General features: G+C 39.5%; 27 protein-coding genes and 1 pseudogene. 3 read left to right on the top strand and 25 right to left on the bottom strand.

Features of this window, described 5'->3' with window-relative positions:
• Positions 1-159 precede the first annotated feature (159 nt).
• Positions 160-405 (top strand): TIGR03905 family TSCPD domain-containing protein, encoded by a 246-nt coding sequence (locus tag DXC04_RS03655; protein ID WP_117537461.1) that lies wholly within the window; start codon positions 160-162, stop codon positions 403-405.
• A gap of 101 nt (positions 406-506) precedes the next feature.
• Here the strand turns inward: DXC04_RS03655 and DXC04_RS03650 are convergent, their stop codons facing one another.
• The 4 genes from DXC04_RS03650 to DXC04_RS03640 all read right to left on the bottom strand — a co-directional run bounded on the left by DXC04_RS03650 (position 507) and on the right by DXC04_RS03640 (position 4,010).
• Complete coding sequence (locus tag DXC04_RS03650) at positions 507-1,865, bottom strand: ATP-binding protein (RefSeq protein ID WP_199537827.1); 1,359 nt, start codon at positions 1,863-1,865, stop codon at positions 507-509.
• Between the two features lie 111 nt (positions 1,866-1,976).
• On the bottom strand, positions 1,977-2,123 hold the full coding sequence (locus DXC04_RS15490) for a hypothetical protein (RefSeq protein WP_158580428.1): 147 nt from the start codon (positions 2,121-2,123) through the stop codon (positions 1,977-1,979).
• Between the two features lie 243 nt (positions 2,124-2,366).
• Positions 2,367-2,873: a DUF6147 family protein gene (locus tag DXC04_RS03645; RefSeq protein WP_117537736.1), complete on the bottom strand. Its 507-nt coding sequence runs from the start codon at positions 2,871-2,873 to the stop codon at positions 2,367-2,369.
• Between the two features lie 93 nt (positions 2,874-2,966).
• On the bottom strand, positions 2,967-4,010 hold the full coding sequence (locus DXC04_RS03640; protein WP_118659981.1) for a DUF4367 domain-containing protein: 1,044 nt from the start codon (positions 4,008-4,010) through the stop codon (positions 2,967-2,969).
• A 188-nt stretch (positions 4,011-4,198) separates the two neighbouring features.
• Here DXC04_RS03640 and DXC04_RS03635 point away from each other — a divergent pair, with 188 nt between their 5' ends.
• On the top strand, positions 4,199-5,272 hold the full coding sequence (locus DXC04_RS03635; RefSeq protein ID WP_021860440.1) for an undecaprenyldiphospho-muramoylpentapeptide beta-N-acetylglucosaminyltransferase: 1,074 nt from the start codon (positions 4,199-4,201) through the stop codon (positions 5,270-5,272).
• A gap of 86 nt (positions 5,273-5,358) precedes the next feature.
• Here DXC04_RS03635 and DXC04_RS03630 read toward each other — a convergent pair whose 3' ends face one another.
• Positions 5,359-5,904 carry an RNA polymerase sigma factor gene (locus DXC04_RS03630; RefSeq protein WP_118519827.1) on the bottom strand — a complete coding sequence of 182 codons (546 nt, stop codon included), beginning with the start codon at positions 5,902-5,904 and terminating at the stop codon, positions 5,359-5,361.
• A gap of 109 nt (positions 5,905-6,013) precedes the next feature.
• A complete protein-coding gene (locus tag DXC04_RS03625; RefSeq protein WP_021860442.1) occupies positions 6,014-6,421 on the bottom strand; it encodes an HIT family protein in 408 nt (135 codons plus the stop codon).
• Between the two features lie 86 nt (positions 6,422-6,507).
• Here DXC04_RS03625 and DXC04_RS03620 point away from each other — a divergent pair, with 86 nt between their 5' ends.
• Entirely contained in the window at positions 6,508-7,260 is a 753-nt protein-coding gene (locus tag DXC04_RS03620) for a sensor histidine kinase (protein ID WP_118659979.1), read from the top strand.
• Here the strand turns inward: DXC04_RS03620 and DXC04_RS03615 are convergent.
• The 19 genes and pseudogenes from DXC04_RS03615 to DXC04_RS03525 form a co-directional block, all read right to left on the bottom strand.
• Positions 7,210-7,824, bottom strand: a complete 615-nt coding sequence (locus DXC04_RS03615; RefSeq protein WP_117537454.1) for a rhomboid family intramembrane serine protease — start codon at positions 7,822-7,824, stop codon at positions 7,210-7,212. The two genes, DXC04_RS03620 and DXC04_RS03615, sit on opposite strands and share 51 nt — an antisense overlap.
• A gap of 104 nt (positions 7,825-7,928) precedes the next feature.
• Positions 7,929-8,696, bottom strand: a complete 768-nt coding sequence (locus DXC04_RS03610) for a DUF6382 domain-containing protein (protein WP_117537452.1) — start codon at positions 8,694-8,696, stop codon at positions 7,929-7,931.
• Entirely contained in the window at positions 8,674-9,099 is a 426-nt protein-coding gene (locus DXC04_RS03605; RefSeq protein WP_226976880.1) for a TadE family protein, read from the bottom strand. Before DXC04_RS03605 ends, DXC04_RS03610 begins: the two co-directional genes overlap by 23 nt.
• A 36-nt stretch (positions 9,100-9,135) precedes the next feature.
• A complete protein-coding gene (locus DXC04_RS03600; RefSeq protein WP_243112091.1) occupies positions 9,136-9,609 on the bottom strand; it encodes a prepilin peptidase in 474 nt (157 codons plus the stop codon).
• On the bottom strand, positions 9,597-10,406 hold the full coding sequence (locus DXC04_RS03595; RefSeq protein ID WP_118659977.1) for a TadE/TadG family type IV pilus assembly protein: 810 nt from the start codon (positions 10,404-10,406) through the stop codon (positions 9,597-9,599). Before DXC04_RS03595 ends, DXC04_RS03600 begins: the two co-directional genes overlap by 13 nt.
• A gap of 76 nt (positions 10,407-10,482) precedes the next feature.
• Positions 10,483-11,865 (bottom strand): DUF5702 domain-containing protein, encoded by a 1,383-nt coding sequence (locus tag DXC04_RS03590; RefSeq protein ID WP_243112090.1) that lies wholly within the window; start codon positions 11,863-11,865, stop codon positions 10,483-10,485.
• Between the two features lie 9 nt (positions 11,866-11,874).
• Positions 11,875-11,976: pseudogene (locus tag DXC04_RS03585) on the bottom strand (Flp1 family type IVb pilin); the annotation flags it as partial.
• Positions 11,977-12,215: 239 nt separating this feature from the next.
• Positions 12,216-12,590, bottom strand: a complete 375-nt coding sequence (locus DXC04_RS03580; protein WP_029730553.1) for a DUF6262 family protein — start codon at positions 12,588-12,590, stop codon at positions 12,216-12,218.
• Between the two features lie 39 nt (positions 12,591-12,629).
• A complete protein-coding gene (locus DXC04_RS03575) occupies positions 12,630-13,055 on the bottom strand; it encodes a DUF6262 family protein (protein WP_226969289.1) in 426 nt (141 codons plus the stop codon).
• On the bottom strand, positions 13,045-14,538 hold the full coding sequence (locus DXC04_RS03570; protein WP_118659973.1) for a tyrosine-type recombinase/integrase: 1,494 nt from the start codon (positions 14,536-14,538) through the stop codon (positions 13,045-13,047). The genes DXC04_RS03575 and DXC04_RS03570 overlap by 11 nt, the downstream gene beginning before the upstream one ends.
• Positions 14,535-16,511, bottom strand: a complete 1,977-nt coding sequence (locus DXC04_RS03565) for a tyrosine-type recombinase/integrase (RefSeq protein ID WP_117739179.1) — start codon at positions 16,509-16,511, stop codon at positions 14,535-14,537. Before DXC04_RS03565 ends, DXC04_RS03570 begins: the two co-directional genes overlap by 4 nt.
• An 18-nt stretch (positions 16,512-16,529) precedes the next feature.
• Positions 16,530-17,648 (bottom strand): tyrosine-type recombinase/integrase, encoded by a 1,119-nt coding sequence (locus DXC04_RS03560; RefSeq protein ID WP_117559407.1) that lies wholly within the window; start codon positions 17,646-17,648, stop codon positions 16,530-16,532.
• Between the two features lie 161 nt (positions 17,649-17,809).
• Positions 17,810-19,777, bottom strand: coding sequence for an ATP-dependent DNA helicase (locus DXC04_RS03555; RefSeq protein ID WP_118659972.1), 1,968 nt, complete (start codon positions 19,775-19,777; stop codon positions 17,810-17,812).
• A 536-nt stretch (positions 19,778-20,313) separates the two neighbouring features.
• Positions 20,314-20,748: a helix-turn-helix transcriptional regulator gene (locus DXC04_RS03550; RefSeq protein ID WP_118659970.1), complete on the bottom strand. Its 435-nt coding sequence runs from the start codon at positions 20,746-20,748 to the stop codon at positions 20,314-20,316.
• A 502-nt stretch (positions 20,749-21,250) separates the two neighbouring features.
• On the bottom strand, positions 21,251-21,391 hold the full coding sequence (locus DXC04_RS15485; protein WP_158580426.1) for a hypothetical protein: 141 nt from the start codon (positions 21,389-21,391) through the stop codon (positions 21,251-21,253).
• Between the two features lie 53 nt (positions 21,392-21,444).
• A complete protein-coding gene (locus DXC04_RS03545; RefSeq protein WP_118659968.1) occupies positions 21,445-22,137 on the bottom strand; it encodes a winged helix-turn-helix domain-containing protein in 693 nt (230 codons plus the stop codon).
• A 147-nt stretch (positions 22,138-22,284) separates the two neighbouring features.
• Positions 22,285-23,097 (bottom strand): HAD-IIA family hydrolase, encoded by an 813-nt coding sequence (locus DXC04_RS03540; protein WP_118659966.1) that lies wholly within the window; start codon positions 23,095-23,097, stop codon positions 22,285-22,287.
• A gap of 156 nt (positions 23,098-23,253) precedes the next feature.
• Positions 23,254-24,054, bottom strand: a complete 801-nt coding sequence (locus tag DXC04_RS03535; RefSeq protein WP_118659964.1) for an AraC family transcriptional regulator — start codon at positions 24,052-24,054, stop codon at positions 23,254-23,256.
• A gap of 352 nt (positions 24,055-24,406) precedes the next feature.
• A complete protein-coding gene (locus DXC04_RS03525; RefSeq protein ID WP_118659960.1) occupies positions 24,407-25,804 on the bottom strand; it encodes an MFS transporter in 1,398 nt (465 codons plus the stop codon).
• Between the last annotated feature and the right edge of the window lie 138 nt (positions 25,805-25,942).

Here is a 25,942-nt window from a genome sequence, read left to right as displayed (position 1 = left end):
CTGTATAAAACAGAAAATACAAACTCATACAACCTGAGATTTCAGTATAACACAGGAACGCTTAATTTTAAAAGATTTCCTGTAGCTTTTCTTTTGCATCTCTGTTATAATGCGCATTGGATACTTTCATCCACATTAATATATCAGGAGGTAATTACCATGGATTATAGACCAACCGGTGTCTGTTCCCAGTTAATTCACGTTGAACTTGACGGAACTACCATCAAAAACGTTGAATTTCTCGGCGGATGCAACGGAAATACAAAAGGACTCAGCAGTCTCGTTCGCGGAATGGATGCTAACGAAGCAATTTCCCGCTTAGAGGGAATCACCTGCGGCAGCAAAGCAACATCCTGCCCGGATCAGCTTGCACATGCGCTTCGCCAGGCATTAAACGAGAAATAATTAATTTAAAAAACAGCAATTTTTAACCAGCCATTCTTCGGAAAAGACAGCATTGATTCGTTACTTTTCCGGAGGGTGGCTGGTTTTCTAAACAACATTCTTTAAATTTTGTCCTTAAGCCCACTGAGATCCAGTTTATATATTGTATTTTCCATCTTCTTCTCTTCCAAAAACATAATCATATAAATCGGCATATAAACTTTCCGTCCGACAGTCTCAACATTTCCTTCTGAGAAAATATATCCTTCTGAAATCTGATATTCCTCACATTCCAGCACGTTATTTAACGCGGAATGACGTTTATAATCTTTCCCCGATTTAATTTCCAACGGAACTACTTTTCCATCCAGTTCTATTACAAAGTCCAGTTCTCCTTGCTTTTTGCTGTTAAAATAATATTCTTTATGCCCTTTTGCTAATAGTTCCTGTGCGACCACATTTTCAAATAGTGCACCATTGTTGATGGCTTTATCTTTATTTAATATCGACATTTTCACCTGATTTGAATACCGGCTTGTCAGCAATCCTACATCCGAGAAAAATAATTTGAACAGATTGCGGTTCTCGCTTATCACCAACGGAAGCTTCGGTTCACTGATATTATATACAGGTATCGCAACTCCTGCATCTTTCAGCCACAGGAAATCATTTTCAACTTTATTATAACTGAGTCCTTTTCCAATAGAGTTTAATTGAAAACGTTTATTTTTCTGATCTAACTGCCCCGGCATTGCATCATATATTTCCTGCAATTTTAATTTATAATACAGTTCATATTTTGAAAAATCCTGTTTATAAAGCCGGATGATCTTGTCATGTATCTGTGCCACTTGTGAGAGATCATTCGTTTTCAAATAGACATCTACTGCTTCCGGCATCCCGCCGACAATCAAATATAGGTTAAAAACATCCAGCATTTTTTCATGAACAAATGTATCTACCTGAGTTCTTTTTTCAAAATGTATCCGCAAAGATTCAATAATCTCTTCATTTACGCCGACACACTTTGCGAACTCCCGAAAATCCAGCGGATACATGTCACAAATTCTCATGTAACCTACCGGCGCAGACCGCAAGTCATTCAACTCCACTCCAAGAAGAGAACCACTCATAATATAGCGATAACTTCCTTCTTCTACCAAAAATTTAATTCTTGTAACAATATCTTTAAATTCCTGTACTTCATCCAGGAAAATAATTGTATTTCCCTTTTCCAACGGTTTTTCTGCCACAATACTCAGACGCATCAATAATTCTTTTGCGTCTTTTGCGCCCGAAAATAGTTCAACTAATTCTGGTTGCTCTATAAAATTTAACTCTATATAAGAATAATTGCTATCTTTAAGGCATTGTCTTATTAAATACGTCTTTCCAATCTGTCTTGCACCTGTAAGCAAAAGTGCCTCTTTTCCATTCGCGATCCAGTCATCCACTGTCGCTTTCATCATTCTCTGAATCATATTTTACGCCTCCACATTGCTAGTATGCGTCTTTTCTTCTATATCATACATGATTTCATCCATTTTTCCAACCCATTTTTGGCTATTTTCATCCACTTTTCCAACCTGTTTTTAGCTGTTTTCATCCATTTTTCTAACCTGTTTTTGACCGTTTTTATCCACTTTTCCAACTTTTTGCGAATTTTCCATCAAAAAAGCTGCCATTACGGCAGCTTTTTCGCTTATCTTTTCACTTGTTTTTTCACTTGTCTTTTTCATTTTTTAGAATCTTATGCGGGGACTGCGCCGAACGCCAAGCTTCCAATAAGTCCTAACTTTGTTTGCATGCGGTTGAAAAACTCGGTAAACTGAAATATTCTCTTTCTTTTAAAAATATTATTGACAGTTTCTTCAGACGCCTTTCCACTCAGCGCCCGGCGCAGCCCCCGCATTGCACATGTTCCTTTGTTGAATTAGTTTTTGGTTTCCTTATACTTGTTTTCTTTATACTTATTTTCTTTTTTAAAGCTCAAGGATACTCTTTTTTTCGATGAAAACACCGTCTGTAAAGCTGCTGCTCACATCCTCACCTGCGGAATGAACACAACGAACTCTGTAATACCAGTCGCCTTCAACATCCATCTGTTTCCATGATGAAAGATTGTCTGTATTTTCATCAAATTTCTGCCAACTTTCGTAAAAATCCCATTCAGTTGCGCCTTCCTTGGCACGTTCCACCATAACCGCCACACCAATGCGATCCACTGTATGTGATGCTATTGTTGATCCTCCTGCATATAATTTTTCCGGTCCCATCCTCCGAATTTTAGAATATCCTGTCATCAAGTCTTCACCACGCGTCACTTTTTTTGGCGTCGTACCTTCGGCTTCTTCCTCATGAGTCAGATATGACTCACCAATCTTTTTCTCACCTTCTGCTTTTACTGATAATGTACTGTTCCATATTAAACAGGTCAGCATTAACATTACCAGTAGAAGTGAATATCTTTTTCGATTCTTTTTTTCCATCAGCACCTCCAATCTCATGTATCCTCCATGTTCTCCTCATATCCCATCCTCTACATATAAAGACACATAAGTCTGGAAAAACTGACGCGTATTTTATGAAAAATATAATTTTTTTAAAATATCATAAAAATCTTTTTGTGGCATCACTCCTGCCAGATAATATCCGGCACCCAAATATTTAAATTTTGCAACATATCTCTTTTTTTTAGACGTTGCAACTTTATATTCATGTATACTTATATTTACTCCATTTACTTTCTTCGTATATTGTCCTACTTCAGCATCATCCACATCTATTCCCCATGAATTATTTGATTGTGTCATACTGACCGTATACAGAATGTTTTCTCCTTTGTATTGATACATAATTTCCGAAATCTGTGCCTCTTTTTCTAGCTTTGCCCATTTATATTTAAATCCATCTGGACGATCTATAATTCTTACTGGTTCAAAGCCCAACTCATCCTTTATCTTCTGATAAGCCTGTTCTTCGTTCTCTTTTTTTATTACAAGGTTATCATCATTCGAGTTTACTTTCTCTACCTCACGAGTTCCAACCTTACTTTTTACAATCTCCATCACCCGTTCAGGTCCTCCAAAGCCGGTAACTCCGATTCCGCCTGCAAGCAGAACTATAACAACTGCTGCCGCCACCCGCGAAAGATATGCCTTTCTCCTGAATCTATGCTTTTTCTCATCTGTTCCGGCACTCAGCTCTCCTTCTTCTGTCTCCTTGTTTGCTCCGAATCCTGGTTCTCCTTCTTCCGGCTCCTTATCTGCCCCGGCTTTCAGCTCTTCCGTTTCCTTCTCTGCCCTGACTTTCGGCTCTTCCGTTTCCTTCTCTGCCCTGACTTTCGTTGCTTTCGTTTCGTTATCTTTGCCTGATTTCCAATTCTCTTTTTCTATCGTTTCCATTCCGATTTTTAAGGCTTCCTGATACTCTTTCGGCAATTGCTCGCAGATTTTCTGCACCTCACGGGCATCTATTTCTTTCTGGATATTTTCACGTATTCTTTCTTTCTGTTCATTGGTCATCGGCGGAAGATTCGCTGCTGCTACGTTGCGCCGAATCTCATCAGCTTCCCGCTCCAAATCATCCAGGATCACCCGATCGAATGGATCTTTGCTTTCTTTCATGTTTTTCCTGTTCCCTTTCTCTCTCAAAAATCAATGAACTTTTTTCTTTCTCTTGACCTATTTTCCCTGTAACGTATAATATATAAGTACAGAGGTCTGTCATGTTTTCAGACCTGACATCAATTATAGTACATTTATTATATAGTATAACTACCACAAAGGTAAATGCTAAAATCTGGGAGGTCACTATGAAACGAATTATTTTAACCGGAGGCGGTACGGCAGGTCACGTTACTCCTAATATTGCACTGCTTCCTCGTTTAAAAGAATTGCAATACGATATCCACTATATCGGCTCTTACAACGGAATTGAGAAAGAACTGATCGAGCAGTTTGGAATCCCATATCACGGGATTGCAACCGGTAAGTTAAGACGTTATTTCAGCGTTCAGAATTTTACAGATCCATTCCGTGTTCTCAAAGGTCTTGGAGATGCAAGGAAACTTGTCAAGATCCTGAAGCCGGACGTTATTTTCTCCAAAGGTGGATTTGTATCCGTACCTGTTGTTCTGGCTGGTAAGAGTTGTCATGTTCCTTCCATTATTCATGAATCTGATATGACACCGGGACTTGCGAACAAGTTATCCTTTTCCGCTGCAACAAAGATTTGCTGCAATTTTCCGGAGACACTTCGCTATCTGCCGGAAGGCAAAGCGGTTCTTACCGGATCACCGATCCGCCAGGAACTGTTAACCGGTGATAAATTCAAAGCCAGAGAATTTCTCGGTTTCACATCTGACAAACCTGTTATCCTCATCATCGGCGGAAGTCTTGGCGCTGTTGCAGTCAACAATGCAGTCCGTGCCATCCTTCCACAGTTATTGAAGAAATATCAGGTCATCCATCTGTGCGGTAAAGGACGTCTTGATCCTACACTGAATCACTTAGATGGTTATATGCAGTACGAATATATCAAAGACGAACTGAAGGATCTGTTTGCAATGGCAGATGTTGTTATTTCCCGCGCCGGAGCGAACGCTATCTGCGAACTTCTTGCTTTACATAAGCCAAACATCCTGATCCCACTTCCGGCAAGCGCCAGCCGTGGAGACCAGATCCTGAATGCCCGTTCATTTGAACGCCAGGGCTTCAGCGTTGTTCTGGAAGAAGAGACGATGACAAACGAGAGCCTTCTGGCAACGGTAGATCAGGTATATGAGAACCGTCAGAAATACATCGATGCCATGAAGCAGTCCTCTCAGCAGAACTCCATCGATACGATCATCGATCTGATTGAATCCGTCAGCCGCAAGCGTAAATAATAAGTATATAAAAAGCAGGTCATACAGGCAAATTCCTGTTGCGACCTGCTTTTCTTATACCTTTTGTCCTATAGCTCTACCTTTTCTTAGGCCTCGTCTAAATAGCGATATCTCTTCTCGTAATTTTTACGAATCCATTTCTTCGCACGATATAGCATGCTGTGTAACACTTCCAGCGAAATGCCCATCTCACGTGCCACTTCTTTCTGTGGCTTTTCAAGCAAATAGACCGCCATTATGGCATCATACCAGCGTTTATTTTCCTCAAATAATCTCAGATAGATTTCATCCGCCAGTTCTTTTCGCTTTGTCCTGTCAAACTCAGTCATATAACATGTTTCCAGACTGTCTCCGACTTCATTATCATACAGAAGTTCATCTATCAGCGTTTCCCGTGCATAATCTCTTTTGTAATTTAATGCCATGTGCTTTGTTGTTATTAAAAGCCACGAATTCACGGACTGCATATTTACGTTATCTATATTATCGTACAACTTGATAAATACACACTGCGTAATCTCTTCAGCCTGATAATGATTTTGGGTGTAATAACACGCTGTACGATACACATATTCAAGATTAGATTCATAAATTGCATCAAACGCTTGTTTCCCAATTGATCGTACGTTCATACACCTCACCCATCTTTCCTTTATAACTATAACTTATCCTTTGTTGCCTGCTTTTTATGATACCTGCAGATTATTCTGTGATGTACACACATTCTCTGCCTCTTGTATCTTATTTTACCTTAGACAAGATGTCTTCCTTGTCCTCATCTGTAAGCTCGCCCATCTTCCAGCCAAGACCTACCTCATCGCCTTTGCTTCTCGGAATCAAATGCATATGGAAATGAAATACTGTCTGTCCGGCAGCTTCTCCGTTATTCTGTACAATGTTGTACCCGTCACATCCAAGAATGTCTGTCATCTTAGTGATCATCTTTTTCGCCAGTACGAGTACTTTTGATGCAACAGAATCATCCAGCTCATACAGATTCGCATAGTGCTGCTTTGGAAGGATCAGTGCATGTCCCTTTGCAGCCGGACTAGCGTCCAGAATCACACGAAAATCTTCGTCCTCATATAAAGTTGCTGTCGGGATCTCCCCATTTGCCAGTTTACAAAAAATACAATTATCGTCTCTCATAATGTCTTCTTCCTTTCTATAAATGTAATTGATTATTTTAACCGCCAATGCTAAACTGAGTAATCAGAAAGGAGGCGGTAAGTATTATGTTTACGCAGACAGACTACGACAAATTACAACAGATCATGGCAGAAAGCCCTGAGAAAAAGGAACTTCTCACCCGACTTCTCTCCCATCACCGTATGGAGATCAGTACCATCAGTCATGAAATCCGCAACCCGCTTACGCTGGTATACAGTAACCTGCAGTTTCTGGAAAATGAATTTCCTGAACTTCTCCCCTCGAAGCACTGGAAGAACATGCACCAGGATGTTGAATATATGAAACAACTTCTGGAGGAACTCTCCGATTTTAATAACGGAGACCGCCTGTCTCTTCAGTCACTCGACACGAATACCTTTCTCCGGAGTGTTGCTCTTTCTTTTGCTACATCCATCCTGGATACCGATATTCAAATGACTTCTAAAATTCCGCCTGCGCTTCCGGTTATTCAGGCTGATCCGGTAAAACTGCGTCAACTGTTACTGAATCTCTTAACAAATGCAAAAGCTGCTGTACTCAGTCCGGCTTTGAAAAACCCGGAACAGCTTCCTTCCATCTTTCTGGAAGCCCGTCTTGCAGAACAGTCTCTTGTAATCGAGATCCGGGACAATGGCTGCGGTATCACATCGGAACAACGTGATAAGATCTTTGAGCCATTCGTCACTTATAAAAAAGATGGAACCGGTCTTGGCCTTGCGCTGGCACGGAGAATTGCCACGTCCCATGGCGGAACACTTACTGTCTCCTCAGTCCCAGGCACTTTCACGGTATTTACGCTTTCTCTTCCAGTACAATAACACTGCAAGAACGAGACCGGATACCAGACCACCAATGTGTGCGAAATTATCCACACCGCCACTGGTAAATCCATAGTATAGACTCAATATGATCATAAATAGAATGCCGCGACCGGTAATCGTTCCAATCCGGCCGCGGTTACGAATTGCTACATATAAAATTGCTCCCACAATCCCGAAGATTGCGCCGGATGCGCCTGCGGATACCGCATAATCACCCGTTTGCATATCCCAGAGTGCTGATAAGATATTCCCACTCAGCCCACTTAAGAAATATATGATCAAAAACTTAATCTTTCCAATCTCACCTTCCAGATTCCATCCTATAACAAGCAACATTACCATATTATTCGCAAGATGATCGAATCCAAAATGCATAAACATGCTCGTAAACAATCGATAGTATTCTCCACGATTTATAATATAAGGAACATACATGGCTCCATGTCCAAGCATAAATTCCGCATCCTCGGTCATTCCTTTTGCTGTCAGTACAAAGAATACAATAATATTTGCCAGAATCAATAAAACTGTACAGGGCGCTTTTTCCTGTTTATATCTCATTTAGTCAGACCACACTTTCAAATTATCTGATATCTTTTCTTGAGTATAGCATATATTACATATAAAAATCAAAATTTCTTTTACAATTCCATCCATAATTGTATCTATAATTCTTCCTCTTCAATATGAAGATCATCCCATTCACCCCAGCGTGGCTTCTTGTGTTTTCTAAGGAAACGCCTTACCGGTGTCCACAGATTCTCCGTCTCTTCCATGATCAGGCTTCCCATCTCCTGCTCTGCGATCCAGTCATGTTCTCTCGTATCATACCGCACTTCCTCTTTTTCCCACAAATTCCTCCTGTTTTGCACCTCCTTTTTCTGTATCTCTCTGTCCTCATTCTCTCTGGTTTCTTTTCGCTCATCCTCCTGATAGAGAATCTTTGTCATAATCTTATCCAGGCTGTAATTTTCTTCCATCGTCTCTCTATGCAGAAAAAAGATCGTCTGTACACTTTCCTCATCCTGATAATCTGCATGTTTGACAAAATACTCCGTCAATTCATGCAGGTCTTTCCATAATTCCGATGTCTTCGGTGGATAATAGCAGAAATAAAACTGCTCCTCCTCATAAAAAATATATTCCGGGTTTAATAATATACAATGAATGTCCAACAGATATTTTTGCACTTCCTCAAGCGCCATACTTAAACATTCCAGAAATATTTTTATGTCTTTCGCACTGATTTCATTTCGCTCATACATTGCCCGCATAGAAATCTTGCCGCTCACATTATAATCATAGCAGCTTCGCCCGTTAAATCCTCTACCTCTCACCGGCAATATTCCTATAATTTCATTACTCATCAGCATACGCATCTGATAATCTTCTTTGTATTCTGTCTCTTCCTCAATTGTTATTTTTCGCTCCATTTGCCAATTCCTCCAGTTTCTTTTTCTCCCGAATCTTCCTTTCCGGTTCTGTAACGGCAGCACATTTTCGGACCGCTACTTTGAATTTTCCTTTTTTCGCAGTTACCGTCACTTCTATTTCTTCTTTTCCGACGGTTACATTTGCTCGACCCGTTGGAAATAAAACGCATTTTTTTCTTATCCGCTCTCTGTATAATGCCTGTAATTTTCCTGTTTCTACGCCATCTTTTTCCCTTGCTTTTGTACTTCCGACCACTGCTGTCTCATATGCTGCCGCACCGAGAATATTTTTATCATGATAGTAAAAAACCGCCAAAATACACCCCATGATCAGAAATAATATCATCGGCATTAAGAAAGACATCTCTACAGTCATGCTTCCTGATAATTTTCTTCTTTTCACACTTCTGCCTCCTCTCAGCTTTGTCTTCTCCCAGCTCTATTTCCAACTGACCAGATACAATATATATCCACATGTCAGAAATGGATAAAAGGGAAGTGCATATTTACGGGATATTCTCTTCATCCCCACAGTTCCTTGCGCCATACCCTTTCCCCGGATACTGTAATAACTAAGTAACACGACCGCAGCCAGTGCGAGAAGAAAAAATGCACCAGAGAGTACAATCAGCAATTTCCAGATTCCCAGATAAATTCCAAGCAACAGAATCATGATGCTGTCTCCATATCCTATTCCTTCACCTGTCAGTCTGCTGATCACAAGGAAGCATAATCCGACTGCAATTCCACCGCCAAGAATCCAGACATTACATTTTCCATAGCATATCTGAAAAATGACTGCTCCAATTCCCACTGCCGCAAGAAGCTCTCCAGACACTTTCCGATATAATAAATCCGTAACAGACATACCTGCCAGAATCCCAAGGCAGACCATCTGACTTATTTTCCACATTTTGAACACACTCCTTTTCCTGCTGCCTCCGACACCGGAATGGCATATACTGTACGCTTTAGTCCACTGCACAAGACAGAACTGTGATACCGGTTTCCATAATTGGTAATAAATACCGATCCTGCATTTGCCGGATGACAGTGCTCGCAAGGATGATACTTTCCACCACTGCTGTTGCGCAGAGTATCCAGTTGTTCATTTGACACACTCTTAATCGTCAGATCCAGATAAGCACAGTGATAATCCCTGTGGTAAACCATTCCTGTTTCTGTGATATATACCGTTTCTTTCTGCTGATTTCCAAATCCTTCTTTTTCATAACCAGTCCACACCTTGATCTTTAATTCCACACCACATGTAATCGTAGGGATGGAAAACATCGGAATTGGAACACGAATCCTGTATTCCGCCTGTAGATTCGCAATTCCTGTCCGTATTGACATCTGCGAATGACTGCAGTCGATTCCTGCACTGCCACCTTCCACAATACTTCTCTCTAACCGCTCAGCACCGATTCCTTCAACCACTTCCTTTTCCAATTGCTTCGTCTGCATAAAAGATTTTATGGCATATTCCTGCGCTGCCCTTTTTCCTGCGTACTGCAGTCCACTTCGCACTGCCGTCTGCACTGCCATCATCTCCATCAAATACAAAAGACAGACTACTGCAAGGAAAAATATCGGCACTGCTATAGCCGCCTCAACTGTGATACTTCCTTTTCGAGAGGTGAAGACAGATACTCTTTCAGACGATGTCCGTTCGATAGGTCTTAAGGGGAGTTTATAATTTTTTATCATGGCACGAATCCTTCTCCTTTCTTCGTTCTATGAAAAGTTTTTCTTTATTTGTCCGAAAGAGCATCTGTCTTCACCCCTAGCGATATCCATAGTAAGTTGGAAACTGATAAGTAATCCCACGCCGCAGTTTACAGGTACTTTTCATTTCTATCTTGCTGATGCACTGGTCTGCACGGAAGAAAACAAGTCCGAACCGCCCCCGCAATGTACCTTCGATCATATCCAGTGCACGAAGTCCTAATTTCTCCTTACTCGTGAGAAATAACAACATGCGCACATAGTCCCGGTATCCCAGTCCTTCTTTGCAGTCTTTTCCATCATTCAAATCTCCGTCTTCACCTAATTTCAACAATCCCGCCAGAGATAACTGCCAGTTTTCATCTGATTTGACAAGCGGTATCTTCCCTCCTCCCAGCAGGCTTCGTATATCTACAAGCGACTCTCCATACGCCCATGCAAGAAGAATTACCTGCGCTGCCGCCTCTGTTACCGCCGGAACTGCAAGAACCGCACAAAGCGATAATGCCATCGCCTTCGCTTCTGCTTTTTTTGCAGCATTTCCCTGCAAATATATATAATTAGGAACAAAACGTAACATCAGCAGTTTCTTTACAACAGCTTCCAGATTCTCCCGGTCGCTTCCTTTTCCTTCCAGAAAATACTCCAACTGGTAATCCAGCAGGTCTCCTTTCTGTCCTGCTTTTGTTGCATCAGGGAAATGTTCCATCAGATATTCTCCCAAAAGCAGATGATCTAATTTTCCAATTCCTTCCGATACATCCGAGAAGTCACCATAACCTTCTCTTTTTCCTCTGTATTCCAGTGTGTCCGCCAGGTTCATCTGCTTGTCAGATACTTCTTTTCCTTTCGGCATCACCAATTCCGGAAGAGACGACTTTTTAAGACCTGCTACATGGGTAATCGGATTATCTTTCTCTGGAAGTTCTCCTTCATTTTCTTCTAATAACTGATCCAGTTCTCCCTGCTGTTTCTTCTCATTTTCTTCGTATTTTCCCGCTTCTTCTTCCTGTGTTTTCCAGTCTGCGCTTTTTCCTGTCAGGTCTTTCACTTTATCCATTCCATACTTCTCTTCCATATAAACCGCCACCTGTTCAAGAAAAGGCTGTCCGCCATGATCCGTCAAAAGGCTGAGCCGTTTCACAGACTGTTCCATTCCTTCAGCCCCATAAAATTCCAGCCGTTTCTTTATATTTCTTTCGCCATACGTCCCTGTTTCATAAGTTGCTTCCAATGCAAAAATCTCATATTCATCCAGAAGTTCTTTTTGATACTCTGCAAATACGGACTCCATTGCCCGGTTCATATCCGCACGCCTGTAATTTTTTGCCATCTGTACGGAGGCACTTTCCATAATGCCCCCGACAAATGATATAAACAGAATAAATATCAGGCTAAGATAGGCTGTCACTTCTCCTTTTTTTGCACCTGACACCATCATTCTATCCTCCTATATTCCCGAACTTTCGCTGGTGATCTTCTCGAAAATCGTCTCTACCAGACTGGTCAGCTGTGATTTGAAAATTAAAACCAGACCGATCAGCACAACGATAAATTTAGCCCCTGTCTTTTTCATGCCTCAAAAGCCTTATAAACACTGGATTTAACCATATAGACCAAAACGTATCATTCGTCTATTTTCTTTGTTTTTTGCACTTTTTGTATGTTGTGTGCATTTTGTAGCCAGTATTTTTATTTATTCATATCTATACAAAACAAGACAGAATGTACTTGCTTTTTACTGTACATTCTGCCTTGAATCATTCAAATTCAAATATTTAATTTTTCCTTTTATACTTTAGATATTTTTCTTACCCTTGCCAATTCTTCTCGCAACTCTGCATTTTCTTTTTCCAATTTTTTTATTTTTAGTTTCAATTCCTGTATAGTCGTTTTTGCATTAACTAAAGTTCTTTCCATAGCCATATCAATAATAATCTGTTTCGGATTATACGTTACGCTCTGTTGATGCATAGCTTCATTTACCACCCTGCGCATTTCTTCATTTCGATAAAAAAATCCTTTAGAAAAGCCTGTTTTTTGAATCAATGCAGCAACTGTTATTTTTTCTTTTGATTCCAACATTTCTTGAATTTCCCGTTTTGCGGTTTCTACCTTCTGTTTGCTACGTTCCAAACTACATTCGACCATTTTATCGTATTTCATAGATTATCGTCCTCTCAAAAAACTTGTACCACACCATTCTCACAATTTTTTTAGAACAGAAATTTCTTTCCTACTGACCCGTTTATTCAATTTCTCTAGTTCTTGCTGCAACAGTTCATTTTTTCTTTTCAATTCCTGATTTTGTTCTGCTAATTTCTCGTTCTCTGCTTTGGCTTTTAACAATTCAATTTTCAACTCAATTACTGAATTTTCAAGTTTTCTGTCCATTGCAACCGGATGTCTATTCTTAAAAATTGCTTCCTGTCTATGTATTGCGTCATCCATTTCTCTTCTGATAAGCTCATTTTTATAAAAAAATCCTCTAGAAAGCCCAGTTCTTTTTACCAGCTCTGCTACGGTAATTCTTTCCATATTTTTAAGCATATCAGATATTGTATTTTTTGCAATATTCATCTTCCTCTGACTCTCAGCCTGCGTAATCGCTACCATCTTATCATATTTCATAATCATCCCATCCTTCTATGATATCTAATAGGATCATGTCCATTTTTTCTCTTGCAGCTCTCGTTTCATCTGCCATCAGTTTATTGCCAATTTTTCGATAATGATGTACCGAATATATGGAGGTATGCCCCAGTAGCTTAGCTATCATCCAGTCATCCACATGCATTTCTGTCAATTTCTTTCCATAACAATGTCGGAAAATATGGGTTCCAAACTTCAGAAACTCTCCATTATCATCCCGGATATCTTCCTGGCGGATCATTGTCATAATCTGATTTTGAATCATGCTATATTGATAAGGCCTAGTTGGATCATCTTTTTTTGCAAAAATGTAAGTTGTTTCTCCATACCGTTCCTTTGTATAATCAATTGCTTTCATAATCAGTTGTGCCACTTCTTCACTGATGGCTTTTTCATAGGTGACTGACTTCACCTGATCAATCCTTATAAAATATCGATTATTCCGCATGCTTAGGCTGTCTGTCTTTAAGGTCAGCGTATCTGAAATCCTCGTTCCCAGTAATTGATGGATAATCAGTGCCCTACATATCTGCTCATCCATTTTGAAAATGTGTTCGTTTAATCTTTTGATTTCCGCATCTGAGTAAAATTTGAATACATGCCTTGGTGTACTTGGGAAATCATTACTCAGAAATAATTCGCTCATGTACTGTCGTTCATATAAATTCCCAACATCTTCTATTACCCTTCGTAGTGCATATAGGTCAGATCTATAATTTTTCCGGTCATGTGCTTCCGTCTGAAGATATATCAGATACTCTTCTATATGCATCCGTTCCAGATCCTGCAGCGATTGAATGTCCAAATATTTTCTTTTAAGAAATTTTGAGAACCGCTTTACTGCAGCTATTTCACTATGAATCGTTCCTAAAGGGGAATATTTTAAATGCATAAAAATTACTTTTTTTACTTCTTCCCGAATATCTGGCTGTACAATTTTAGTAAAGTTAATCGTTTCCGTATTCTTGATTGGATTTCTATAAATAGGAAAATCGAAGTTTTTAAGAGTCCAGATATCTTTTTCCTGCTCATCCCTGCCATCCTCTTCTTCCAGAAACTTCAAGATTTTTTTCATATGCCTTACAATGCTAGGACTTTCAATTCCTATTTTGTCATATGCAGGCCGATATTTTTTGCTTGATAAAGCATATCCTCGTTCCAGCATCCATCCTTTTAACATACGGATGATTTTTTCTTCTTCTCTGGCATCAAGGCTTTGTATTTTCCGATCAATCAGAAATTCCCGAATATTATTATAATAGGTCACTTCACTTGCCATGCTGGACGGTGCGAGCATTTTTCCTCTTTCCCATATAAATTCTTCCAACTTTTCGGCAAGTTCTTCTGATGGCAATCCTTCCAGATTAAAATACCGTTCCGGGCTGATACGCATTCTCTGAATCTGCTCTTCGGATGCTACCTTGTAGCAGTCCAGCTCATATATGTAAATTCTTTTTTTCATTTTCTTTCACCACGCTTCTTAGCTTTAATGGTAGAAGCCAAGTCATTTTCCGGTTTCTTAAAGTAAGTATCACTTGCTTTTTCAATTCTCTTTGGCATGAAGTCTACATACTGTTTTGTCATCTCTTCGGAAAAATGTCCTAAATAATCTCGGATTGTCTGTATAGAAACATCCTCATCATAAAATTGGGTGGCCAGCGTATGCCTATAGTCATGGGTTTTGAAGATATAACTGCCATCTGCAATTCCATTCTTATCACAGTATTGCTGAAACTCTTGTCGGAATGTTGTTCCCCGGTACGCTCCACCATCCTTCCCTTTAAAGATATAATCTTTCGGACGAATGTGTTCACGCTCAATATACTTACGCATGATTCTATACATCACAAGCGGTATTGGTATCATTTTATCTGCCTTCATCTTGATCTGATAGACTTTCAACCATGCATCTTCTCCATCCCAGTAATATGCATCCCCTTTTAACGTACACACTTCGCTGATTCTCAATCCAGTACACCACAAGTGTAAAAATATCAATCTTGGAACTAGCGGAAATGCATACAGCTTATGCAGGATTTCCATATAAACTTTTTCTTCCACCGTTCTGTCATGATGCTCTGGATATGTCTTTTTCAGGTAATACTCCGGTTTAAAGGGTATCTCCTTCATATATCCTCGGACATTTAAAAACTGATAAAATTTTATATAATGCACAATTCTTTTATTGAATGTATCATCTTTGGTATCCTTTTCTTCCAGTTTCCTAAAATAGTCATCCAATTGATTTTCATCTACCTGACAAATGGATTCTTCTTCCTTAAAATATTCCAGAAGTCTTTTTACCTCATATAGTTGTCCTCGGATATTTGCTATCGTCAGTCCACCAATTCCAACATGATATTTGGCATATTCCTGTAACAATTCTCGATTCTTTTTGTTAGTCACTTCTATAAAACTCAATCGCTGTACTGGATTGCTTGGGTTAAGCCGATCTTCTGACAGGTGAAAGCGTTCCATATACCACACATTGGCATGCCAATGAATTTCTGGTGCTGTTAAAAATAAGATTTTCCGACTATTGTCAATAATCTGCATAGAGTTTTTCACATTGACCACTTTCTGTTCCACGATTTTCTCAAATCGTTGGATCTGTTCTAATTCCAATCCTTCCAGATCATCAATCTCTTCCTCCACACAAAAATCATATAACCAGTGTAATGGCAATAAATAGCGAACTCTTCTCTCTTTGGGATCGTCTCGATACAAATTATCTAGAATATAATTCAATAGTAGAAAAACCTGCTTTTTTAATTTTTCAGATGCTCTTCTAAAAAAATCCCACACCAGTTCCTGTTTATCTCGGACATATTCAAAATCCTTAACCAACTCCAAATCTGGTAAGTATGGCAGGAATACAACCTGTGCTTGATATTTCCTCCGGTGTTCGATTCTTCCCGGCAGACTTTCTATTTCTTTTTGGATACTATACTGCTTGATATGATCGAAAACCTTTAAATATCTCATCACACTCGCTTCATCCCACATTTTTTTCAGTTCTGCTTCATAACGGCTTCGTACCGTATAATCAATCTCTTTGATATGATGTATTCCCTGCCGGATTAGAAACCGTTTGATGTTTCCCTTCAATGCCTCATCTGACACTTGGCTTTCTCGGATTTCTAAGAGTAGCTCTCCATATTCTGTTTCTATCCAATACTTCTGTATCTTCCGTAATGCGGATGACTGCTCTTTCACCTGCTTTTTCGTATAATTCCCACTATCCAACAAAGTTTGTTTGTATTCCCGCAAATCTTGTTCTTCTGCTAAAATCACATCATAGATTTCTCTTTGGATAAGGAATTTCTCTGCTTCTTCCCATAATTCTCTCTGCAATATTCCGCCTGACATAAACTGCCTGTGAAGATGCTGTATCTCTTCCTTGCGTTCTGCTTGCAGCAATCGAATTGCAGACACTTGATCGCCTCCTCTTTTTTATAACAAATTCTGAACACCATACATTGCTTGATGCCTGTTATAAAAAGCATCACTGACTTCTATTAGTTCATCCTCTGTTATATTCAGATATTTCATAGTCGTTTCGATATTCCGATGCCCGAGTGCTTGACTAATCATTTCTAATTTCCATCCATCTTTTCGTCTTGCATTTGCAAAATAATGCCGGAGCATATGTGGAGATGCTTTAATTCCCGTCTTTCTCTCCAATCTGCGTAACATGGCATATACTCCACTTCCCTTAAAAGGCTTTCCAACGTAATCACCTGAGACATTAATAAATAAATATTCCTGTCCTATAATCAGTTCCTTATAGTCTTCAATATAAAACATTAAAATATCAAATGTTGCGTCGCTGATTTTGGCTCTTCGAAGTTCTGCGTTTTTAGCTCTTGCCCCATTCTCATTATCATCTCGAAAGTTGACATATATTATATGTTTCTCATAGTCTATATCCTCTGCGTATCGTACACCTAAGAGTTCCCCTATTCTAAAGCCTGTTTCTGCTAATAATAAAAGCAGAACCTGATCGCGGCTGTTTGCACATTCTTGCAACAACACTACAATCTTGTCCTGCTCAATGGTTTTTCCTTGATGTCCTTTTTCTTTTAAATATCCTCGAAAACTCTTCCTATTCAATACTTTTCTGATACCGATGGAATTTCGCACAATCATTTGCGTATCTGATAATACCTTCAAGCTTTCCGAATGCTTGTTTTCCTGCTCCATAAAGGTATAAAATCTAAATACTTCTTTTAAATATGCATTGCATGTCTCATTATTAGGAAGTTTTAAATAATCTTCCCTGCTATGCATACCAGCTTTTAACCAAATCAGGAAATCTGTAAAATGTTCATGCTGTTCAATATATTTCATTTGATAAATATCATCCAAACAAAGTTGCTTTTCATCCAGAAAATTCAAATAATAAGATAATGCAAAGGCACTTCTTTGTATGGTATTCGGTGATATCTTTGACCTTTTCTTATGCATTAGATATTTAGAAGGTAAATATACAATATCTCCGCTTTCGTTTTCTCGAATAAAATAAAATTTTTCTTGTTTATCCATCTGCATTTCTACGATATATTTTGCCATATTAGTACCTTCCTTCTAAATCTCTAACGCTATACACAGTATACCCACTTCATGTTCAAATAGCTATTCAGCAATACCACCAATTCCACCGAAAACACCCCAGAAATACCACCAAACATTTCGTCGTAAACTCGCTGTTATTGTAGCAAAACCACGGGCATTTACAGGTAATATTCCACACCCTTCCGGTTTCTGATAAAACGCTGAACATCCTTGATGTCTTCTGCCATCTTACACTTCGGAAGTGCACACATCACTTCCTCATGATATCTTCCGTCTTCTCCTGCACGCTCATCTAAGATGGTCACAACACAGGTGTCTGTCTCTGTGCGGAGCGCACGTCCGAACCCCTGCCTTAGTTTTTTCTGCATATCTGGAACGACCACTGCCTGAATGTAATCTTTCAGACAATCATATTCTTTCTTCTGAGCCTCACTGATGGGATCTGGAACAGCGAACGGCAACTTTACAATAATTAACGAAGATACCATATCTCCGGGAAAGTCTACTCCTTCCCAGCAGGATCCAGCTGCGAAAAGAACCGCATTGTCTGTCTGTTTAAATCTCGTGATTTCTTCCGGGGAATGTCTCCACACCTCGATCATCGGGAAAGGGATCTCATCCCGCAACATCTGATATACATTTCCCATCAAGTGATAGGATGTGAACAGCACCAGTGTATGTCCGTAAGTCGAACAGATTAACGAATGGATATGGTCCGCTATCATCTCTGCTTCTTCCTGACTTCCCCTTCTGCACTTTTTCAGATCTTTTGGCAGATATAACAGACAGTTCCTCTGATATTCAAATGGAGAGTCTGCCACATATTCACGTACCCTCTGCACTTTCTGTAATCCTATCATCTTCCGGATATGGGCAAATCCCTGTCCGGTTTTTAATGTTCCGCTTGTCAGGATTGCTCCCATTCCTCTGCTCCACAACATCTGGTCAAGATACTGTGGAATCCGTCTGCTGGAGGCACACAATATGATCCGATGTTCCCGATCCTGTTTCAAATGTAGCACATACTTCTTATCCTGATGGAAAAAGCATTCCAGCACACTTCTGGTTTCTTCCAGCTTGTTTCTGATCCACTTCGGAATCTTCTTTTCTAATTTTTCTATGATCTTATTCATGGTCTGTATCCCTTCATATAAATACATGTCACACTCTTCTGTCATGTAAAATTCTTCTTTTACCCCGTATCTGGTTCTGTGGTTTTCTCCTATCACATCCAGCACCATCCGGATCGTCCCGGACAGTTTTCTTATCTCCAGTCCCTGATATTCTTTCCCAAGATAAAAACAGATCTCCCGGATATCATCATAACACAGGCTCTTCCCGAACATCTGCTTTGCCGCATCCGGCAGTTTGTGTGCTTCGTCTACGATCAATGCCCGGTAGTCTTTTAGTAACGGGCGGTAATCCTGCAGTCTGTGGTAGCCATCTGCCAGCAGATAATTATGATTGCAGATCTGAATGAACATTTCATCATCTCTGGAATGTTCCAGATACTGCTGATACCTGCAGGAACCTTTTTTCGGGCATTCCCTTGAACAGAACTTTGGTACGCTTACCATCCTTCTGTCAAATCCACTTAATCCGGACACTTCATCCATATCGTAGTGTTCTTTCAGAGACAGCAGTGCTTCTTTCTGCAATGCATTTTTATTTTTCTCTTTGATTGCAACGATTCGTTGCTCTAATCTCTCATCACAGACAAAATGCTCTTTCCCTTTGCGGATGACTGCTTTGATCGGCGCCTGAATTGTCCCGTTCTCCTGAAGAATCCGAGAGAGAAAAGGGATATATTCCGTAAGAATTGCTTTCTGGAGTGCAATGCTGGAAGTAGATATCACAACCGGACGCTGTTCGTATGGGGAATATCCGTCTGCAAGAAGAGAATACTTTCTCATCAGAACACAGGCCACCAGATAGGCATACGTTTTCCCGATACCGACACCTGCGTCACACAGTGCTATATTTCTTCCCAGCAGGTTATCCAGCATTTCATGGCATAACAGAATCTGTTCTTCCCTTACTGCCATCCCATGTTCCGGGAACAGCACCCGGAAGATCGTATCAATTTCCCGATGTGCTCTTTTCAAATACTCTTTTCTGTAATACATAGTTTGTTACCTGATATGTCTGCTGATACCACATCAATACGGCTGTAAAGGAATACTCCCTACAGCCGCATGTATCTGATATCAACGACACATTCTTCCTTGATTTCTTATACTTTTGATTTTTGGCATTGTATTTGTCCTCGACTCCCCCCTTTGCCTTACGGGAACATTACAGGCGGATGCTTGGCATCGCACCGCTCACGGATTTTCTAAAAGTCTTGCTGATTACAACCCAAAGTCCATCCTCTGCTCACTGGCAGTTCCTATGTATCATTATCCCCTCGTAAGTGATCCTCGCAAAAGACCGCCACGGTCTTTGTTTCAGTTAAAGATGATTCGCTCGAAACAAAAACGCCACAAAAGAACTCCATCTCTCACTTTCTGGTCTGATTTCTTCCATGCCCTTTTCATCTGTCCTCGCGTCTTCCTGCCACGCTTCTACTTACGGGAACGTACCTGTAATGCTGGTATGAGATTGTCAAAGTACACTGGCAAAATTTACCTGCCTATTAAATAGCCGACGAAAAGCGCCATAATTATTCAATTTTTGATAAATTTTTTAATTTTTTTCTCAAACGGTTTCTTTTGGTATAAATCGTCTGTTCTGCCATTCCCATAATCTTAGCAACTTCTCTTCCCGAATATCCCCACGTACTGAGTAAGAGGATTTCCAATGTCTGATGCTCCGTTTCCTTCAATAGTTCATAGATTCGCTTATCACCTATGTGATCCAGAAGCTCCTTTACATCCCTTGCAAACAGCTCGCTGTCCTTTTCTTTTATGGAATCCATATCCTGCATCGTTTCACCCAGATGTTCCCGGTATCTGCGCTCTTCCAGAAAATCTTCCCGGTCCATCTGACGCAGCTTTTGGATCTTCTCTTCTTCCATTCCCAGTTCACGCAGTTTCTTTTCTTCCTGTTCTTTCCAATAATTCCACTTTCGTTCTTCACTTGTCTTGTTATAAGTCATTTATCTTTCCTCCGATCTGATTTTTCGTATAGAAATCAAATCGGAGCATGGCGGTGACCGAATATGTGGTGTCCCACAATTCTCGAAAAATGTCGAATAAAAAAGTGCTGCAACCAGTTCGATCACAACACTTTGCTTTTTATTCCCATTTTGTTGTCTTAAGCACTTTCTTTGATGCAAATATAATTCTTCTCCTTGTTATACCTCTTCTTAAAACACCACAAAGAAAAGTATATAAAAAAAGGCTGTCAAAACCGTGTTATATACCAGTCACTTAACAGTCATTTTTCGCATTATCCGACATCTTTCGACATTTCTTCTGAGTCCGTTAATATCCAAATACTTTCTCACCTTCTTTCGTCCCTTCGGAATTATCTCACATTCTCTAAATCATCTTCAGAGCCTTCATACAGAGAACCTGCCACTGGCGGCTTTTCTTGCATACTTTGATATAAAAACTGCCAGGATTTTACCCCCGGCAGTCCACTTCTTCGATATTCAGTTATTCTGTTGGAAACATTGCTGTCTCCAGCTTGCTTCTTTCGGTTTCAGACAGCTCATACGTCCCAGAATGATTCTTTTCCACTTTTACAGTTACCATCACCAAATCTCCATAGCTTTTCTTGTCAATGCTCTTCTGCACACTTTCTGCTAAAACAGATCCGATAATCTACCTTTAGCATATTCCATTTAATATTAGCCTATATCCAAATAGTAACCTACCTTCCGTATACTCTGAATCATCTTTACAGCTTCCGGATCGGACTTTTCCAGCTTTTTTCTCAGTCTGCGTACAAAGCACCAAATCATATTGGCAGAATCTGCTCTATAAGCTTCCCTCCACAATCGTTCAAAAATAATTTCATGTTTCACTACTTGTTTTGGTGCATCTGCAAGTAAGTAAAGGAAGGCAATCTCCCGTCCATTCAAATCTTTCAGCTGATGATCTTCCCAAAAAGCAGCGTGGTAACGCCAATCGATTAAAAGCTTCCCTCTTCGGATAATATCTTTTCGTTCCTTTTCTTTTCCAATATTCCATGTAATATCAGAACGCCTGAGTAAAGAATACAAATAAATATTAATCAGACTGACAGATGGATGCGGAAATACAAGATCCGCACCCCATTCAATATATTTCTTTATTGTATGGATTCCCGGCACTACTACAATAATTGGAGCTCTGCTGTACTGTCTGACTTCCCATATCAACTTTCCTAACAATCCATTATCTTTTCTCAGAAGCATTAATACTGCGTCATAAACAGCTATTGCATGAAATTTTTCAAATACCTCAAAATCAACCATCGTACATACCCATTTGTGTTTCAACCCTTCATAAAGATGTTTCCACTTTTCCACCTCATCCGCAGCAATTAATACTTTTTCCATTTGCAGTCCTTCTCTTATGTTTCTTCACTTTTAAATCAGAAAAAGACAGTGAAATCAATCCACCGCCTTTTTCCCGCTTTCATCTAATTGATTATTTTAGTTTGACTTCTCTCACATATAGTCTAATACAATTCTAATAATTCAATATTACTCTGCTTTTGCCTTTGCCATCGCAGCAATATCCCCCACACCGTTCAAAACCATAGTTGGACGATACGCATAAGTTTTAAGTGTATCCTTCGTTGAACATCCTGAGAGAACCAGTACTGTAGACATACCACTTTCCATACCTGAAATCACATCTGTATCCATGCGATCCCCAACCATTACTGCTTCTGCTGAGTGACATCCAAGCATATTTAATCCCGTTCGCATCATTAGTGGATTCGGTTTTCCGCAGAAATATGCCTGTGTACCTGTTGCCATTTCTATAGGTGCAACCAATGCACGACAAGCAGGAGCAATGCCGTTCTCAATCGGTCCGGAAACATCTGAGTTTGCTCCGATCAGCTTTGCACCTTTCAGAACTAAATTCGTTGCTTTTGTTAATGTATCCAACGAATATGATCGTCCTTCTCCCACAACAACATAATCCGGATTTACATCATTCATTGTGATACCTACATCATAAAGTGCATTTAACAGACCGGCTTCTCCTATCACAAATGCCGAACAGCCTGCCGCCTGTTCTTTTAAAAATGCAGCTGTTGCCAATGCACTGGTATAAAAATGTTCTTCTGGCACATCAAGTCCCATCCTTGCTAGTTTCTGATTTAATTCCCGTGGTGTATATCCACTATTATTTGTCAAAAATAAATATTCTTTCTTTTCATCATGCAACCACTGGATGAATTCTGGAACACCTGGCAATATCTGATTGCCATGATAAATCACACCATCCATATCACAGATAAATCCTTTTTTCTCATTAAAATCAATTACTGATTTTCCCATATTCATATATGTCCTGCCTTTCTTTCTCTTTAGAGTATGCCTTGTTCTTTCACTTCAGAAAACTCTGTTTTCTACGACCATTTTAACATTGTATCATCCATGCACAAAATCAAATGCATAACGGCGTGAAATCAAAGTAAATTTTTCTATCTGCAGAACATTTTATGACAGCATATCCTTCACACATGTACTCCGATAGTCACTCGGCGATATTTTGTATCTTTCCTTAAATACCCGATTAAACGTTCTCTGGCTTTCAAATCCACTATCCAGACAAATATTTGTAATAGAATCGCTCGTATTTTCCAAGCGATGACATGCATAGTTCAACCTTGCATCGTTAAGATATTGATTAAAGTTTCTATGGAATGTTTTGGAAAAGAGTCTGGATAAAACATATTTGCTCACGCCCAGGTCTTTTGCCATCTCTTCCAGCGAAAACTTCTTCTTGAAATTTGCTGATATATAGGAAACTGTCTGGTAAATAAGATCGTTGCTCCCCACATTACTCTTTTCTACCAAATTTAATTTTCCTATGCAGCGTGCCAACACAATTTGAAGATATGCCTGTGCAATAGTAATATCCGACTGCTCTGTCTCTAAAATCGCATTGATAACCCTATATACCTCTGGTTCAACCTTTTCCGCTTTGATGACTGGATATTCAGGAGCCATGGATTGCATGATATCTGCAAATTTACCAATCGTAAATGGCGATGCGATCAGATAAGTCGCTTTATTTACACCAGGTGTCAGTACCTGGTAGTGATGAATAACATCTGGAAATACAAAGCCTATATCTCTTTTTTCCATATGGTATAGTTCCTGTCCGACACCAAGTTCTAATGCTCCATTTGTTACACAAACGATCTCCAGTGCATTATGAAGATGTGGTTCAATATGTTTTGATTTCCTATTTATTGCTATGATCTCCTCTTTTGTGTCAACATATTTTAACTGCATGAAATACTCCCCTTTGCAACATTTGTCTATATCTTCTTTCGATTTGGCAAGCAATCCTTTTACACCTATCTTATAATAAACTTGTAAATAAGGAAAGGAGGAATTACAAATGAGCAATCTTAAAAAATATCTGAATGACCTTTTAGTATTCTACGCTGAATATTTTGAACATCCATACCATGTATAAATACTAAAAGGACTATTTTGTGAAAACAGAACATTTTTTCTAAGACCATTTCACAAAAATGAAGTGGTCCTTTTTTATTTTCAAAAGACAGTTCTATCACTTTATATAAAGAAAAAAGCACTGTCTCATCGAACACCAACCAGACAACGCTTTTTCCTGTTGATTCTAATTCATGTCTGATGCATCTGTTACTTCATCTGCAGTAATTTCTTTTTCTGCTTTCAGTTTTTTATTTGCATCTTCTACATTCATTCTTGAAAGTACAAACATAATCAATACATCAAAGATTAACGGAAGCCACAGATACATAAACTGCATCATATCAAGTGCGGACTGTGGCTGAGTTGCATTTGTTCCAACATATCCGCTGAACTCAAGCATCCATCCAACAACAGCTGTTCCAATACCTCCACCGATCTTTACACCAAGAGATGTACAAGAATACATCGTACCGTCAATTCTCTTTCCCTGTGTAAGATAAGTGTATTCCGAGCAGGATGCAATAACTGCATTCATATCTCCCTGCCATGGTCCCTGTCCTAAGGCTGCAAGAGCTGTAAATGCCATCATCAGCGGAACACTGCCCATATATCCGGCAACAACAACAAGTGCTCTACCGATGACTGCTAAGACGTAACCTCTTAAGTTCAGTTTGTACATACCTTTCCACTTACCAACTAATGTCGGTGTGAAAATCAGGGCAATAATCAGTGGAATATTTACTGCCCATGCAAATTGTCCAAACAAATTCTTATTTTTCAGTACCCATGTCATGTAATAAATGCCAGCTCCAATCATGGCACCATATAACTGTTGTAAAATATATGTTCCACAAATCATCATGTAATATTTGTTTTTAACAAGAAGCTTGAATGCCTGTACCATTCCATACTTTTCATTATCATTCTTTACTTCTCCTTCATTAAGTTCTTCCTCCGGAAGTTCCTTAACAGAAAGTGCTGAAATCGTATTTACGACCAGACCAATGATTGCATAGATAATAGCAACCGTTCTCCATGCCGCAGCATCTCCACCACATTTATCTACAAATCCAACTGTAATCGCCTGAATCAGAAGACTTGTTGAAAATGCAAAAATAAAACGGTAAGATCCCATCTGTACACGCTCTTTGCTGTTCTTTGTAATCAGTGACGTGAGTGCTGAATAAGCAATATTGTTTGCTGTATAAAACACACCATTTAACAGTGTATAAGAAATAAAGAACCATGCATATTTAGCCGTTGTTCCCAAGCTGACCGGTACTGCAAAGCAGCCGACCAGCGTAATGGCACAACCAATATATCCGTATAGCATCCAGGGTTTCGCTTTTCCCATTTTACTGTGTGTTTTGTCAATCATTGATCCAAAAAATATATCCGTAAAACCATCAAATAGTTTTGATGCGGCAATCAGGGTACCCACGACACCTGCAGCAAGTCCTACTGAGTCCGTCAGATAGACCATCATAAAAGATGTCAGGAACGCATAGACTACATTACCTGCAATATCACCTGATCCGTATCCAATTTTGTTATACCATTTCAAATACTTTTTTTCTTCCATCGAATTTCTTTGCTCCTCATCTTCATCGCACTTAGAATCTCAATATGGCTAACCGTATGATATCTAATTCTGTTTTTTTCTCTGATTTTGTCTGATTGCTCTGTATATCCGGACTTTACATTACAATCAGACTCTCTT

The sequence above is a fragment of the Dorea sp. OM07-5 genome (assembly GCF_003481355.1).
GTDB lineage: Bacteria > Bacillota > Clostridia > Lachnospirales > Lachnospiraceae > Dorea_D > Dorea_D hominis.
The sequence above is the reverse complement of the archived record's forward strand: the minus strand, read 5'-3'. Positions and strand labels throughout refer to the sequence as shown.

Bases quoted from the DNA above. Each gene is read 5' to 3' on its own strand.
- DXC04_RS03655 (WP_117537461.1), top strand. From the start codon at position 160: ATGGATTATAGACCAACCGGTGTCTGTTCCCAGTTAATTCACGTTGAA.
- DXC04_RS03650 (WP_199537827.1), bottom strand. From the start codon at position 1,865: ATGATTCAGAGAATGATGAAAGCGACAGTGGATGACTGGATCGCGAAT.
- DXC04_RS15490 (WP_158580428.1), bottom strand. From the start codon at position 2,123: ATGAAAAAGACAAGTGAAAAAACAAGTGAAAAGATAAGCGAAAAAGCT.
- DXC04_RS03645 (WP_117537736.1), bottom strand. From the start codon at position 2,873: ATGGAAAAAAAGAATCGAAAAAGATATTCACTTCTACTGGTAATGTTA.
- DXC04_RS03640 (WP_118659981.1), bottom strand. From the start codon at position 4,010: ATGAAAGAAAGCAAAGATCCATTCGATCGGGTGATCCTGGATGATTTG.
- DXC04_RS03635 (WP_021860440.1), top strand. From the start codon at position 4,199: ATGAAACGAATTATTTTAACCGGAGGCGGTACGGCAGGTCACGTTACT.
- DXC04_RS03630 (WP_118519827.1), bottom strand. From the start codon at position 5,904: ATGAACGTACGATCAATTGGGAAACAAGCGTTTGATGCAATTTATGAA.
- DXC04_RS03625 (WP_021860442.1), bottom strand. From the start codon at position 6,421: ATGAGAGACGATAATTGTATTTTTTGTAAACTGGCAAATGGGGAGATC.
- DXC04_RS03620 (WP_118659979.1), top strand. From the start codon at position 6,508: ATGTTTACGCAGACAGACTACGACAAATTACAACAGATCATGGCAGAA.
- DXC04_RS03615 (WP_117537454.1), bottom strand. From the start codon at position 7,824: ATGAGATATAAACAGGAAAAAGCGCCCTGTACAGTTTTATTGATTCTG.
- DXC04_RS03610 (WP_117537452.1), bottom strand. From the start codon at position 8,696: ATGGAGCGAAAAATAACAATTGAGGAAGAGACAGAATACAAAGAAGAT.
- DXC04_RS03600 (WP_243112091.1), bottom strand. From the start codon at position 9,609: ATGTGGAAAATAAGTCAGATGGTCTGCCTTGGGATTCTGGCAGGTATG.
- DXC04_RS03595 (WP_118659977.1), bottom strand. From the start codon at position 10,406: ATGATAAAAAATTATAAACTCCCCTTAAGACCTATCGAACGGACATCG.
- DXC04_RS03590 (WP_243112090.1), bottom strand. From the start codon at position 11,865: ATGATGGTGTCAGGTGCAAAAAAAGGAGAAGTGACAGCCTATCTTAGC.
- DXC04_RS03580 (WP_029730553.1), bottom strand. From the start codon at position 12,590: ATGAAATACGATAAAATGGTCGAATGTAGTTTGGAACGTAGCAAACAG.
- DXC04_RS03575 (WP_226969289.1), bottom strand. From the start codon at position 13,055: ATGAAATATGATAAGATGGTAGCGATTACGCAGGCTGAGAGTCAGAGG.
- DXC04_RS03570 (WP_118659973.1), bottom strand. From the start codon at position 14,538: ATGAAAAAAAGAATTTACATATATGAGCTGGACTGCTACAAGGTAGCA.
- DXC04_RS03560 (WP_117559407.1), bottom strand. From the start codon at position 17,648: ATGGCAAAATATATCGTAGAAATGCAGATGGATAAACAAGAAAAATTT.
- DXC04_RS03555 (WP_118659972.1), bottom strand. From the start codon at position 19,777: ATGTATTACAGAAAAGAGTATTTGAAAAGAGCACATCGGGAAATTGAT.
- DXC04_RS03550 (WP_118659970.1), bottom strand. From the start codon at position 20,748: ATGACTTATAACAAGACAAGTGAAGAACGAAAGTGGAATTATTGGAAA.
- DXC04_RS03545 (WP_118659968.1), bottom strand. From the start codon at position 22,137: ATGGAAAAAGTATTAATTGCTGCGGATGAGGTGGAAAAGTGGAAACAT.
- DXC04_RS03540 (WP_118659966.1), bottom strand. From the start codon at position 23,097: ATGAATATGGGAAAATCAGTAATTGATTTTAATGAGAAAAAAGGATTT.
- DXC04_RS03535 (WP_118659964.1), bottom strand. From the start codon at position 24,054: ATGCAGTTAAAATATGTTGACACAAAAGAGGAGATCATAGCAATAAAT.
- DXC04_RS03525 (WP_118659960.1), bottom strand. From the start codon at position 25,804: ATGGAAGAAAAAAAGTATTTGAAATGGTATAACAAAATTGGATACGGA.